This window comes from Planococcus sp. FY231025 (assembly GCF_052078085.1).
In the GTDB taxonomy this organism is placed as follows: domain Bacteria; phylum Bacillota; class Bacilli; order Bacillales_A; family Planococcaceae; genus Planococcus.
The window spans coordinates 17,676-31,514 of record NZ_JBQJJG010000006.1; the positions used below are offsets into that span (position 1 = coordinate 17,676).

The 13,839-nt window shown below is 46.8% G+C and carries 15 protein-coding genes; all 15 read left to right on the top strand.

Annotation, left to right across the window (positions count from 1 at the left end; genetic code table 11):
- Positions 1-373: 373 nt before the first annotated feature.
- The 15 genes from ACTL32_RS09485 to ACTL32_RS09555 all read left to right on the top strand — a co-directional run bounded on the left by ACTL32_RS09485 (position 374) and on the right by ACTL32_RS09555 (position 13,667).
- Positions 374-598: a hypothetical protein gene (locus ACTL32_RS09485; RefSeq protein WP_441341235.1), complete on the top strand. Its 225-nt coding sequence runs from the start codon at positions 374-376 to the stop codon at positions 596-598.
- Between the two features lie 29 nt (positions 599-627).
- The gene (locus ACTL32_RS09490; RefSeq protein WP_441341236.1) at positions 628-1,248 is read left to right on the top strand and encodes a hypothetical protein; all 621 of its coding nucleotides are present in this window, start codon (positions 628-630) and stop codon (positions 1,246-1,248) included.
- Between the two features lie 2 nt (positions 1,249-1,250).
- Positions 1,251-1,646, top strand: coding sequence for a hypothetical protein (locus tag ACTL32_RS09495; protein ID WP_441341237.1), 396 nt, complete (start codon positions 1,251-1,253; stop codon positions 1,644-1,646).
- A gap of 16 nt (positions 1,647-1,662) precedes the next feature.
- Positions 1,663-2,019, top strand: coding sequence for a phage tail assembly chaperone G (gpG, locus tag ACTL32_RS09500; RefSeq protein WP_441341238.1), 357 nt, complete (start codon positions 1,663-1,665; stop codon positions 2,017-2,019).
- 4 nt (positions 2,020-2,023) lie between these two features.
- On the top strand, positions 2,024-2,113 hold the full coding sequence (locus ACTL32_RS09505) for a hypothetical protein (RefSeq protein WP_441341239.1): 90 nt from the start codon (positions 2,024-2,026) through the stop codon (positions 2,111-2,113).
- A gap of 136 nt (positions 2,114-2,249) precedes the next feature.
- A complete protein-coding gene (locus tag ACTL32_RS09510; protein WP_441341240.1) occupies positions 2,250-6,671 on the top strand; it encodes a phage tail tape measure protein in 4,422 nt (1,473 codons plus the stop codon).
- A gap of 108 nt (positions 6,672-6,779) precedes the next feature.
- Positions 6,780-6,992, top strand: coding sequence for a hypothetical protein (locus ACTL32_RS09515; protein ID WP_441341241.1), 213 nt, complete (start codon positions 6,780-6,782; stop codon positions 6,990-6,992).
- Positions 6,961-7,281 carry a DUF771 domain-containing protein gene (locus tag ACTL32_RS09520; protein ID WP_441341242.1) on the top strand — a complete coding sequence of 107 codons (321 nt, stop codon included), beginning with the start codon at positions 6,961-6,963 and terminating at the stop codon, positions 7,279-7,281. Before ACTL32_RS09515 ends, ACTL32_RS09520 begins: the two co-directional genes overlap by 32 nt.
- Before the next feature lie 9 nt (positions 7,282-7,290).
- Positions 7,291-7,569: a hypothetical protein gene (locus ACTL32_RS09525; protein ID WP_441341243.1), complete on the top strand. Its 279-nt coding sequence runs from the start codon at positions 7,291-7,293 to the stop codon at positions 7,567-7,569.
- 353 nt (positions 7,570-7,922) lie between these two features.
- Positions 7,923-8,243: a DUF771 domain-containing protein gene (locus tag ACTL32_RS09530; RefSeq protein ID WP_441341244.1), complete on the top strand. Its 321-nt coding sequence runs from the start codon at positions 7,923-7,925 to the stop codon at positions 8,241-8,243.
- Positions 8,244-8,443: 200 nt separating this feature from the next.
- On the top strand, positions 8,444-9,118 hold the full coding sequence (locus ACTL32_RS09535; RefSeq protein ID WP_441341245.1) for an NYN domain-containing protein: 675 nt from the start codon (positions 8,444-8,446) through the stop codon (positions 9,116-9,118).
- Between the two features lie 366 nt (positions 9,119-9,484).
- A complete protein-coding gene (locus ACTL32_RS09540; RefSeq protein WP_441341246.1) occupies positions 9,485-10,459 on the top strand; it encodes a tRNA dihydrouridine synthase in 975 nt (324 codons plus the stop codon).
- 226 nt (positions 10,460-10,685) lie between these two features.
- Positions 10,686-11,531 (top strand): DegV family protein, encoded by an 846-nt coding sequence (locus tag ACTL32_RS09545; protein WP_441341247.1) that lies wholly within the window; start codon positions 10,686-10,688, stop codon positions 11,529-11,531.
- A gap of 205 nt (positions 11,532-11,736) precedes the next feature.
- Positions 11,737-12,678, top strand: a complete 942-nt coding sequence (locus tag ACTL32_RS09550; protein ID WP_441341248.1) for a sensor domain-containing diguanylate cyclase — start codon at positions 11,737-11,739, stop codon at positions 12,676-12,678.
- Between the two features lie 128 nt (positions 12,679-12,806).
- Positions 12,807-13,667, top strand: a complete 861-nt coding sequence (locus tag ACTL32_RS09555) for a glycerophosphodiester phosphodiesterase (protein WP_441341249.1) — start codon at positions 12,807-12,809, stop codon at positions 13,665-13,667.
- The last annotated feature ends 172 nt before the right edge of the window (positions 13,668-13,839 follow it).

The window sequence follows — 13,839 nt, forward strand, 5'->3', positions numbered from 1 at the left end:
AGGCAAAGCGGAAGACAAGCGGGTCTCAAAGCTCGGACCGGTCGACATCTTCATCCAGGAGATTGAAGTCGGTCGAGAGGTTGTCATCCACTACACGGGAGTGGCCAAGCGGAATAGCTTCTCCGGCGTTCATGTCATGACGCTGCAAGACTATCAGGCGAACAACAATGTGGAATATCTGCAGGAGAGAATCGCTGAGAAAATATTTTTCACCTGGAGACCCCCCGTAAAAAGTTTTCAGCTTTAGAAAATTTCCAGGGACCGGGCAGGGGGTCGATATTTCAAATTTAACACCCGTTTTTTACATGAGGGGGGATTGGAAACAGATTCCAGTGAAAAAGCAAGGCGAAAACAACGAAAAGAGGTGAGAAAAATGGCAGCAGAAAACAATGGCGTGACACAAGAACAGTTGGATCAGGAGCATGCAAAACTGGTTGAATACCAGGAAACCCTTAATTTGATGTTATCCAAGGACGAAGTGACGGCGGAAGACTGGGAAACCCTGGACCTTATTTCGAAAGATCTGGAGCGAGTGCTTGAACTTTTAAATTCAACCGAGTCTACTCAAAATTCGGTACGAAATTTCTTCTTAAACTAACCAATAAACCATGAAAAGAGGTAGGGAAAATGGCTAAAAACAAAGGAATAAACCTTAATTTAGAAGAGGTATTTGTGGAAACAATCAAGGTAGTCAAGATTGCGCAACGACTTGAAGAAGAATCCCGGAAAGAAATTCCTGATGAGGAAAGACTAAGAATGGTCCTTAGAGAAAAGGAATTTGCAAGAACGGACGAAGAGCTAGATGAATTGGAAGCCGAGGAAATTCGGCTAAAAAGATGTCTACGCTTTAATACCTTTGAAAAAGTAGAGGTTCCTATAGAGAAAAGAGCCCTTGTGGAGAAGAATTATGAAATTGAAAAACAAATTGCTCACCAATTATTGCTAGAGCGTTATCAGAAGCTTGCAGAATACGCAAAGCAGTTTGAAGAAATGGAATCATTAATTGCAGAAATAATTGATCTCGAAGACAAAACGGCTGCAGCAAATTTTGTTCAACGTATTTTAGATGGCCACGTTGAAAAAGATCCAGGAGTTCGCAAAGGATTTGCTCCAGAACTGGGACGCTTAACGCGATTCTCTCATGGCTTTCCTCTAAAAAAAGTAAAAGAAAAAGTTTCAATTGCAAAAAAAGAAGTAAGTATTTATGCGGCAGCCGGTACTAAGCGGAATGAACAGGAGGCGAAGTAAGGATGAACCGTTACGAAAAAAAGAAAGCTCAAATTGAACGCAAGAAACTTTATAAAAAGTATGAAATGTGGGTGTATCCGCAGTCCGATCTAGGAGTAGACGTTTTGTCGGAAGCCGGTTTTTTCACAGAATATCATCTTTTTTATCAGGATGAATTTGAAACTGAAGAAGAGCGTTTGAAAAATGCTAAGGATTTAGCCAAGCAAGCTCTTGCTTATCAGTTTTCCCGTTTCTCCCATAGAAACGTTACGACAAAGACGTATAGAATCGTCTTAAATGGCTCAACCCCGGGATACGATCGAGATTTAGTAGAAAACCTTGATTACGCCATTCAAATTACAGAAGTACCAGTGGTGCAAGAGTCAGAATTGACCTTCGATGACATCAAAGCTTTATAAGAAATGAGGTAAGCGTATGAGAAAACTAGTTATCCGGCTTTATGTAGACGGCAAGGTAAGGAAATACACGGCCCCTCGTTATGTCAGCTGGAACACTTTCGATGAAACAATGGCGCTGCAGAAAGTATTCAATTCCAATATTTCAAATCAGGAACTGATTCTGAAATGCTTTTACCTTGTCTGCTCCATCTTCGGGCATCAATTCACTGTGGAACAGCTGCAGAAGGGCTATGACATCAAGGAAATTCTTAAGAAGACCAGCGAGGCCCTGGACTACGTAATCAGCACAGCCGACATTTCGAGAAAAGGAGAGGTGATCCCATTTGAAAACAGATCTAAAAGAAGCGCCAAAGCCAATTTTGAAAGAAGTTAGATGCATGAAATGCGATAAAAAGCTCGGAAAAATTAAAGGGAATGCAGAAATTAAATGTCCGAAATGCGCAAATTACAATCATTTCTCAAATTGATATCCCTTCAGAGGATCTAGAATCCCGTCAATAAATTAGAGACTCCAGAAGTCCTGCCGCTTTACTGTGGCCGGGCTTCTTTCTTTTTTGAAGCCAGTGAGTAAAGCGGCAACAAAAAAGAAAGAAGGTGAGAAGTATGGCAGCACCAATACAAGGGCTTTCCGTTTCCCTTGGCCTGGACACCAGCGGATTGGCGCAGGGGCTTAAACAAGCCAAAAGCAGTTTGCGCCTAGCGAATTCCGAAATGGCAGCCTCCATGAGCGCATTTGCTCAAGGGGAAAAGTCCGTGGCCAAGTACGAAACGCAAATCGGCTCATTAAGCCGAAAATTAGACGCTCAGAAAGCCGTTGTGAGCGCAGCACGGGCGCAGTTCGAGAGAATGGTCGCCACGCACGGAGAGGGTTCTGTACAAGCGCAGAGAGCCGCTACAGCGTTCAACACAGAAGCAGCTGCAGCAAACAACCTGGAGCGCCGTGTGGGAAGTTTAACCGATGAATTTCGGGATTTTGAACGGCAGCAGCAGAGCTCAAACTCTGCCCTCGGTCGGCTCGGCACTTCACTTGAGTCAATGGGCTCTCGCTTCACATCAGTAGGCGGCGGGCTGAAAAAAGCCGGTTCGGCTATGAGTATGTACATTACGGCACCGCTCGCGGGTATCGCCGTAGCCTCGGCCAAGACGGCCATGGACTTCGAGTCCCAGATGAGCCGTGTGGGCGCCATTGCAGGGGCGACCTCGGGAGAGCTCGAACAGCTTTCTCAATCGGCGCTCGATCTCGGAGCATCCACAAGCAAGTCAGCAAGTGAGGTAGCGGTCGCGCAGGAAGGTCTTGCTGCAATGGGCTTCACTACACAGGAGATTCTCGGGGCGATGCCGGGCGTTATTGCGGCAGCCGAATCTTCAGGGGCGGACATGGCCCAAACGGCGGACGTCATGGCTTCCGCGTTGAACGTTTTCGGATTGGAAGCATCTGAAGCGAACCGTGTGGCCGATATCCTGGCACAAACAGCCAACCAGTCGGCAGCGGATATCACGGACATGCAATACGCTTTGAAATATGCGGGCGGTCCTGCGGCGGCACTTGGCATTTCCTTAGAGGAGCTTTCCGGCAGTATCGGTCTTATGACAGATGCCGGGCTGACCGGAGAAAATGCCGGTACCGCATTACGAGGCGCGTTGCTGGGTCTTCTGGATCCATCAGAACAAAACTCCAAAATGATGCAGAAGATGGGCATAGCGATCACGGACAACGAAGGCAACTTTGTGGGCATCAGCAAATTGGTCGACAATCTCTCTAAATCAATGGAAGGTCAAACCGAAACGCAGAAAGCGGCTACCCTATCCAGCTTGGTCGGGAAAGAGGCCGTTTCCGGAATGCTCGCATTGATGTCAGCAGGACCGGCGCAGATCGACAAAATGACAACCTCTCTGGAGAACAGCGGCGGAGCGTCAGCAGAAGCAGCCGCCAAGATGAAAGACAACCTCAAAGGTGCGCTCGACGAACTCGGCGGAACTTTCGAGACAGCAGCCATCACGATCGGCACGATTCTGACCCCGGCCATCCACAAGGGTAGCGAAATGATTCAAGGGTTGGTCGAGAAATTCCAGAACGCTTCACCTGAAGCACAGAAAATGGTTCTCGCGGCTGGCGGTCTGGCTTTGGCTTTAGGTCCGGTCGCGCTGATCGCCGGCCAGGTAGGTCTTGCAGTCGGCGGGGTTATGTCCGTTGTGGGTCCACTTGCCACGGCCATGGCCGGAGCCGGCGGATTATCGGCATCCCTCGGCATCGCAGGAACCGCGCTGATGACTTTTGCTACAGGGCCGGTCGGCATTGCCCTTGCGGCTGTCGCAGGAATCAGTGTGGGTGTCGGACTACTGGCGAACCATTTACGGAAAGATGCTATTCCAGAGGTCGATCGATTCGGCAAAGGCGTATCTGAAAGTACACAAAAAGCTTTAACCAGCTTCTTTGAACTGTCCGATGGCGCTTCTCAGCAGCTTACGAATCTCAGAGTGAACGGCACACAAGTAACCGAATTGATGGCTGATGAAATTCTCACGAAGTATGAGGACATGAATGCGCAGATCCTCGAGGGGATGAAAAAACGTCACGCTGATGAGATTAAGGAAATGGAGACGCAGTTCCTGAACTCTTCTGTTTTGACCGCTGAACGAGAAGCGGAAATTCTTCGACAGCAAAATATCCGAAACGATGCCCAGGTGGTAGGTCAGCAGCATCTTGAGGACCGCATCCAGCAGATCATCGAGACAGCGGCCACAGAAAAGCGGGCCCTGACTGAATCGGAAGCATTGCAGATAGAAGAGATTCAGAAGCAGATGAACGAGAGCGCTGTACTCAATCTGACGCAGAACGAAAAGGATCAAAAAATCATCCTGGAACGCATGAAGAACCAGGCAAGCGAACTCAGTGCCTTGCAAGCGGCTGAAGTCGTAAAGAACTCTGCAAAACAGCGCGATGAAGTAATTGCGGACGCTGACAAGACCTACAACGATACAATCGCTTTCGCTATTCAGCAGCGCGATGAAACCGGGACAATCTCGGCGGAAGAAGCTCAGAAGATCATCAATGAAGCGCAGAAGAAACGCGATACGGTCGTTGGTCATGCCGAGGACATGCACGGCAAAGTCGTAGGCGAAGCTAAGAAGCAAGCCGAGGAACATGTCGATCAAGTGGACTGGGAAACCGGCGAGATCCTTTCGAAGTGGGATGTCTACAAAAATGGTGTTCTCAAGAAATTCAAGGACACGAATGAACAGTCGATGAAAGATTTCAGGAAGTGGGGCGAAGATTACAAGACCTGGTCCACAGGCGTACAAGCCACTTCAACTGCGTTCTGGAGAGGCTGGGCAGATGGCGTCAAGAAGAAATTCAAGGATACCAATGACAGCACAATGACAGACTTCCGCACATGGGGTCAGAATTACCAAACTTGGGCAGCAGACGTCAAAGCGAAAGCAAATGAAAACTGGCGCCAGTATGGTGAAGGAATCGTATCGAGGTTCCGGAAAACAAACTCTGATTCCCTCGCAGACTTCAAGCGTTGGGGCGGCAGCCTGAAAGAGTGGGCAGGAGATGCCAAAACAAGCGTCACGAAAACATTTGATTCGCTGGTTGAAGGGGCTAAGAAACTCCCAGGCCGCATCGGATCAGGTATCAAGTCAATGGCATCAAGTGTGGCAGATGGCGTGAATGCCGTCTCTAATAAACTGGCTTCCGGTCTTGGAAAAGGCGTCAACGGAGTCATCAGCGGAATCAACTGGGTGCTGAACAAAATCGGCTCTGACAGTCGCGTCAGCAGCTGGGTCGTTCCGAAATATGCACACGGCACTGACGGACACCCTGGCGGCCTAGCTGTCCTGGGGGACGGCAGAGGCTCGAATGCAGGCCGCGAATTGATTCACACGCCTAGCGGTGATCTTGCGTTAAGCCCGGCGAGAGATACGTTGATGAACCTGCCAAAAGGATCTCAAGTGCTCTCAGCGAAGAAGACGAAAGAGCTCCTCGGCAAAGTGCCGAAATATGCTACGGGCGTGGGCGATATGCTCGGCGACCTGTGGAAGGGCACGAAGAATCTCGGCAAGAAAGCGGTCGGCGCGGCCTTTGACGTTTGGGACTATGTGAAGAACCCGAAAGGACTTCTGAACTTGGCGCTCGGCGCACTCGGCATCAGCGCCCCGGCCGGCGGAACGCTTGCCGGAAACATGGCCAAAGCAGGCTACAACAAAACGAAAGATGCTGCAGTGGATTATGTAAAAGCTAAGCTGAAAGACTTCGGTTCTCAGAACGGGATTGGCTTCAAGCCACCTTTCCGGCTTTCTTCTAAACGCGGCATGCGTTTCCACCCGACTCTTAAAAGATGGCAGATGCACGAAGGGGATGACTGGGCGGCTCCGCTAGGAACATCGATTCCGGCACAAGCAGCAGGGACAGTTACCCAGTCTGCTTACCACTCCATTCGCGGCCGTTATGTGCGCGTCAAGAGCGGCAATATGGAACGACTATATCAGCACAATAGCCGCAACCTTGTAGGCGTTGGCGATACGGTAAGACCGGGACAGACCCTCGGAACAGTCGGATCAACGGGCCGTTCATCCGGACCACACTTGCACTATGAAGTATTGAAAAACGGGGTTCATGTGAATCCATACGGCTTAGAAACTGGTGGACTGGTTTCATCAGAACAAATGGTGAAAGTTGGCGAGAAGAATCGGGAAGAAATCATGATCCCGCTGCATCCATCGCGCAGAACCGATGCAATGAAACTCCTGGCGCTCGCAGGGAAGAAGATCCTCGGCCAAGATAAAGGCATTACGCGCCCGAGTCAATTGCCGAATGTAACCGGCGGAGAAACAGCGATGGAGAAATTCATGATGAAGAGTATCGAAATCTTGACTCAACAAAATCAATTGCTGATGCAGATACTTCAGAAGGATGCGAATTTGTATGTGGATGGAGATATACTGGCCGGCATCGTTGCACCAGGAGTAGACAACTACCAAGGTAGCAAACAAAGTCTGACCAGCATGATGAGAGGGTAATAAAGGTAAAGAGGGGCAGTCGTTCATTCGACTGCTTTTTCGTATGGAAAAAGGAGAATTCCATTGATAGGACGAATATAGAAACAACCAAACGTGAGGAGAGATGTCATGCAGCATTTCTGCAATACAAAAGATGTAAAGAAAGGAAGAGCAATTGTTCAAAAACACGTTGTTCCTCCAGAAGTTTTAGAGTCCATGTGGCAACTCTTCTTAAAGACTTCTGTTCCTCGGTTAATTGCTGAACACAAGAAACAGAAAGAGGAAGAAGCGAAAAAGAAAGGTACTGACAATGCAGAAACTGAACGTCGAACTTTCAATTGAGATACCAGCGGAGTATGTGCTAATTTCGAAGGTGGAATATGAAGAAATGAAAAGTAATGAACTGCGGGGTGTTTACTGGACGATGAAGGATTTAGAAGCAAGAACTAAGCGTAGCTCTCTGTGGTTAAGAGAAAACGTCTTGTACCCTTCAAAATTTAGAAAAGAGCTGGACAGTGATAATGGGGGATTTGTATTCTATCCGAGAGCTTCCGGACAGCCGTGGGCATTCCAAGCATCAAAGATGGCCGAGTTTTTAGATAAGAACTTCCATCGCATATTCAAGGAATGAGGTTACTAATTGAAATTCATAGAAGTTAAAATCGACATCAATCAAGACGAGATCCGGCAGCAACTGAACGAAAAGCTCGATGCAGCCATTCACCAGACGCTCTTTACCTGGGATATAGACCTGATGTCCAAAAGGACTTGCATGAGTAAGTCCTTTCTGGAGAACGAGTTCCTGCACGATCCACGAATGCGGCTGCTGGAGCGAAGGAAAGAAAAGGGCAAGCGCTATTGGTTTTACGAAGAAAGCTTGGCAGTTATGCGTCAGATTATGAATGAATGGCGTGGTTGACCGTTCTACTTGAAGTTGATGTTGAAAAGAAAAAAGCCCTTACCAATTAAGGTAAAGACTTTATTTGAGAGGGCCATATCTAAAATCACCACTCTCTGGCACCTACTTATGCAAGAGCTAAGGCGAAATAGATTATGGCGGTCATTCTACTTGCAACCGACTACACTTTGCGTCATGTTAGGAGCATCGACGCTAATGTTCAATACTCTAATTTAATTTTATAACGGCACAGAATAAAAGTGAAGTGATAGCTACTTAGTAAATCCAATTCGATTAAAAAAAATTCACGACTACTCATAAAAAGTAGCAATAATAAACGCGTGGACAGACGCCGAGCGAAAGAGAGTCAGGAGATGCAAAAACTGAATGTTAACCTTTCAATTGAAATTCCTTCAGAGTATGTGCTGATTACAAAGGTAGAATATGAAGAGCTGAAAAGTAATGAGTTAAAAGGAGTCTTCTGGACGATGAAGGACCTTGAACATCAAACACAACGAAGACAATTATGGTTAAAAGAGAATGTGCTTTATCCCTCGCGTTTTCGAAAGGTCCTCGATGCCGAGGATGGGGGATTTGTATTCTACCCGAAAAAGCCGGGGCAGCCTTGGGCATTCCAGGCATCAAAGATGGCTGCATTTTTAGATGAGAGCTTCGCAGAGATTTTTGAACTCTAAAATTGCAAAAAACGTCCTTATTTGGACTAAATTGGACTGTTTTAGACAATTTTCGAGTAAAAGTGTTGACTCTACAAATTGGAGAGTCTATTATAGTAATACAGAGCGAGATACCACGCTCAATGAATATTAATACTCATACCCTGTCCCCAATACTATACCTATGGACAGGGTTTTTTCCATATTAAGGGGGTCAAGTGGTGAAGAAAGTTGCTATTATTGTTGATGGTCAATTCTTGCTCTACCGATTAAAAGATGCTCTTCAATTAAAAAATTATCCGGATGGAGAGACGATAAATACATATTTAAAATCCATTGTGGAACCGAATGAAGACTTATATAGAATTTTCTTTTACCAAGGTGAACCGAGTAAACAGAAAAAGAAATTGCCTATATCGAAAAAAGACATAGATTTTAAAGATTCAGATCAAGCTGCAGCCTCTAATGAAATGCTAAACTGCTTAGCTAAAAAAGAGCTTATGGCGGTTCGGTTGGGAGAAACCCGATTTAGAGGGTGGAAGTTGAAGGACTATGTTCAAACTAAAATTGAACGAGCTTCTTTTAATGAACAAATTGCGGATGATCATTTCTATCCAGACTTCCAGCAAAAAGGTGTCGATATAAAAATTGGTCTTGATGTTGCATGGCTTGCAAGCAACAACCTAGTTGATATGATTATCTTAGTTACTGGAGATTCCGACTTTGTTCCTGCTATGAAGTTTGCGAGAAGAGAAGGGATTCAAGTAGCCATCCTAAAAATCGGCCCTAAAAATATTCATGAAAGTTTGGAAGTCCATAGTGATTTTATAAAAGAGCATACTGATGAAGCGATAAGACGAATTTTCACTGTGGAAGAAATTAAAGTAGGGCAATAATTGGGCAATAATGAAACAAGAATCAATACAATTCTGTAAAAGCAAAAAACGAAAACCTTCTATATAATAAGCTTTTCAGTAAGCTGTACAAAGCTATATTAACGCCTAGTCAATGGGCGGCATGATGTAATCCAGCTCCAAAACCTAAAAGCGCCAACTCCTCTACCGGGAGTTGGCGCTTTTTATGTGAAGAAAATCACGTCACTTTCCACAATCCCACGAGTCATGTAAACTATAAAAGGTTAAGATAAAACGAAACAATTCAGTCGATGAAATTAATATAGTTTGTTTCCAACATAGATGCATGAAAGATTTTGGATGAAGGGACGACCTTGCATCCCGCAATGAAAGGATTGAAATTTGGATATGAAAGAGAATTTTTGGCGTGAGTTGCCGCGGCCGTTTTTTATCCTGGCGCCGATGGAGGAAGTCACGAATGTGGTATTCCGCAAGGTAGTGGCGGAAGCGGCTCGGCCGGATGTGTTTTTTACGGAGTTTACGAATACGGAAAGTTACTGCAACCCGGATGGAGTTTTCAGTGAAGAAGGGCGCTTGACGTTCGAAGAAGATGAACAGCCGGTCGTCGCGCATATCTGGGGGAACATTCCGGAGCAATTCCGAGAAATGAGCATCGGGATGGCGAAGCGGGGCTTTAAAGGAATCGACATCAATATGGGTTGTCCGGTAGGGAACGTGGCTGCGAAAGGGAAAGGCAGCGGCATGATCCGTTATCCGGACAATGCAGCAGAAGTTATCCAAGCCGCCAAAGCGGGCGGATTGCCGGTCAGTGTGAAGACGCGTCTTGGCTATACGGACGTCGAAGAGTGGCGGGGCTGGCTAACCCATGTCTTGGAACAGGACATCGCCAATCTGTCGATCCATTTGCGCACGAAAAAAGAAATGAGCGCGGTGCCGGCGCATTGGGAGCTGATTCCGGAGATCAAGGCCTTGCGGGACAGAGTGGCGCCTGATACCTTGCTGACGATCAACGGGGATATTCCGGATTACCAGACCGGCGTGGAACTGGCCGAAAAACATGGCATCGACGGCGTTATGATCGGACGGGGGATTTTCCAGAATCCGTTCGCTTTCGAAAAAGAGCCGCGCGGTCACAGCGCTGGGGAAATGCTAGACCTGTTAAAGCTGCACTTGGATCTGCATGACAAATACTCCAACGAAGAAGAGCCGCTGCCATTCCGTCCGCTGCGCCGCTTCTTCAAGATTTATGTGAGCGGGATTCCGGATGCCGATGATTTAAGAAACCGATTGCTGAAGACGGATTCGACCGATGAAGTGCGGGCATTGCTTCAGGCGTTCGAGCAGCGGATTGCCGTTCGCTGAATAAAACCGGCTCTATCAGGAAAGCCTCACACCAATAAATGGTGCGGGGCTTTTTTGTGTGCAAAAAATGCCCCTGAAAGCAGAATAAGTTCAAATTATGTCAACGCTTACAAAAGTTTCAGCTTATATGACAGTTATCACTAGGCGCGCCTTGCTCCGTCAGGTAAATTATCCGTAGCAGAAAGCTGCTTCCGATACGGAATTGCATTTAAAGGAGAATTTATAGATGAAGAAAATAGCTTGGATTACGGACACGGCAGCGCAGCTGGATGAAGCGTTCATCGAAAAGCACGATGTATACGTCCTGCCCCTTAGTGTCATTTTTGCGGATGGCGAATACAAGGAATCGATCGATCTGACACAAGAGGAATTTTACGATAAACTGCGTTTGGCGAAAGTGTCGCCTAAAACGTCGCAGCCTGCCATCGGGGAGATGCTTTCCTTGTACGAAAAGCTGCAGTCGGAAGGATATGATCTTGCGATTGCGCTGCATTTGTCCAGCGGACTTTCAGGGACATTTGCGACGGCACAGTCGGCTGCGGAGATGGCGGACATCAAGGTGTATCCGATCGATTCGCTGATTGGATCGTTTCCGATGGTGAAGATGATCGAGACCGGATCCAGGCTGTTTTCTGAAGGAAAAGATGTGGAAGAAGTCGTCGCGACACTCAAGGGGATGGCGGCGAAATCGCATCTGTCCTTTATTCCATCAAGCCTCAACCAACTGCATAAAAGCGGGCGTGTGTCCGGGACGCAGGCGTTTTTGAGCAATGTCCTGAACATCAAATTGGTCATCACATTTGAAGACGGCAAAACGGTCATGAAAGAAAAGGTCCGCTCGAACAAGCGGGCAAAAAACTCCGTCATGGATGCACTCCGCGCGGATATGGCGGCGGGCAGCGTGCCCGAAGTTGCGGTCAATCACTGCAATAATGCCGCGGATGCAGAAATCTGGAAGAACGAGCTCTTGCAGGAGTTTCCGGATCTGAAAGTCCAAGTGGTGCAGCTGAGTGTGTGCGTAGGCGTGCATGCGGGTGAAGGGACGACCGGACTTAGCTGGGTGGCTTATTGAAGGGCCGGTTTGATTAATAAAACATAAAAAAACAGAACCCCGGATGGAGGCACCTTTGGGTGTAGCTATCCGGGGTTCCCGCTGCTTAAAGAGGAACCCCACTAGCCTGCTATGTTAAACTTTAGACAATAAAGAAAATATTGGATTGCTAAGAAGAGATATGCTCTTATTGGCAAACTAGAGATGATAACAATCGAGGTGCTTTATGGGAATGACATTTCAGGAACTGCAAATGTATGCGGATTTTGAGGAGCTGTCAAAGGATGTATTGGACCTGGCAAAAGAGATTCTGCCGGACCAATTGCTTTATTTGAGCTCAATCGATGGGACTCAGCAGATCATTCTTAAGATTACGAGTGACGAAACAACGATTCCGGTGAGGGAAGGCATGATGCTGAACCTAAATCAATCGCTGTGCCAGTTTGTCGACTTTGAAAAAAATCATCCGGCAATTTTCGAAGATGTGCGGGAAGAGGATAAATTGGCGAATATGAGAAACGTGCTCGACAAAGCCAATATCCGCTCTTATCTGGGTATTCCTATTTCTCTGGGGAACGGTGAAACGTTCGGGACTCTGTGTGCCATCCACGATGAAAAGAGCCAATTTGATAAGAAAAGCATCGATCTGCTGCAGCGGATTGTCCGGATGTTTTCCTATTATCTGAACCTTGAACGATTTGCCTATAGGGATTCGTTGACGGATTTGTACAATAGACGTTATCTTTCCCGGATATTTGAAGAGCAGAGGGAAGGGGAAGGAGTGATTTTCTTCCTGGATCTGGACGGGTTCAAAAAGGTGAACGATATCCATGGGCATGATGCAGGAGATTTGGTACTGAAGGAAGTCGCGTTAAAGCTGCAAAAGTTCGCGGCGGAGCATAAGGATGCCTTGGCGGTCAGGCTGGGCGGCGACGAATTCGTCGTGCATTTCTCAAGCATCGCCTCAAGCGAAGACATGCGTAAACGGGCGGAGCAATTGCTCAGCAGCTTGAGTAAGTGGGATACTGGCTATGAGCTCTCCACCAGCATTGGAATCGTCACGTACGAAGACAGCAGTTCAGATTTAAAGGAGCTTCTTAAAAATGCGGACGATGCTTTGTACCGTGCCAAACAGGCTGGAAAGAATACATTCAAAATTTTTGGCTGATCAGCACCGTTAAGATTCTAGTAACTGAGAAAAAATATGTATTTTATTTACACTTCTTAACGCTCTATTCATACCTCCTAAATATTCACTGCTTACAATAAGGGGGATACTACATAAGGAGTGATTTGATGAAGCGGATGGTTACAATTTTAGCGGTAAGCCTTGCGGCAGCATCTTTCAGCGGACCTGTACTTGCTGCTGAACACGGAGAAGTGAGCAACATGATTTCGAAGCAAGATCAGCAAAAAATGGTGAACGTGGCACACCGGGGAGCTTCGGGCCATGCGCCTGAAAACACGATGGGAGCCTTTCAAAAAGGGTTTGAAATGAAGGCGGATTACATCGAAATTGATGTTCAAATGACAAAGGACGGCGAGCTTGTTGTGATCCATGACACTTCGGTCGACCGTACAACAGATGGAACAGGCAAAGTGGGCAGTTTAACGTTCGAGGAAATCAGGCAGTTGGACGCGGGCAGCTGGTTCAGTGAAGCCTATGCGGGTGAGAAAATTCCGACCTTTGAAGAAGTAATCGATGCGTTTCGCGGTAAAGTCGGCATTTTAATCGAGTTGAAGGCACCGGAACTTTATCCGGGGATAGAAAAGAAAGTGGCGGACGCTTTGCTTGAAAGAAATATGGATGCATCGAACAACGGGAAAATCATCCTGCAATCCTTTAACCATGAATCCATGAAGAAATCCAAAGAGCTTTTGCCGAATCTTCCTCATGGTGTTCTGGCAGGAGCGGGATGGGCGAATGTGACGGAAGAACAATTGGCTCAGTTCGCTTCTTACGCCGATTATTTCAATCCCACGATGAGCATTGTGACGGATGAATTGGTCAGCGATGTCCACGAAACGGGAATGAAGATTTATCCATACACCTCAAGAAGCCAGGAACAGGCATTGCGTTTATTCGATTTGAATGTAGATGGAATCATTACCGATTACACGGAGCATGTTTACTACCATCCTGTAAAAAATAATTGATCCATTCCCCAAAGCATCGGTGTGAGAAACCGATGCTTTTTTTATTCAGTTACAACCGCAGAAAAGCATGGCATAAACCTTTTATGAACCGCCGAACGGTGAGAAGGGGACGACGCGATACCCAAATGCATTAAGATAGTCAGCCTTAATCCGGAAGTGATAAAATAAGGAT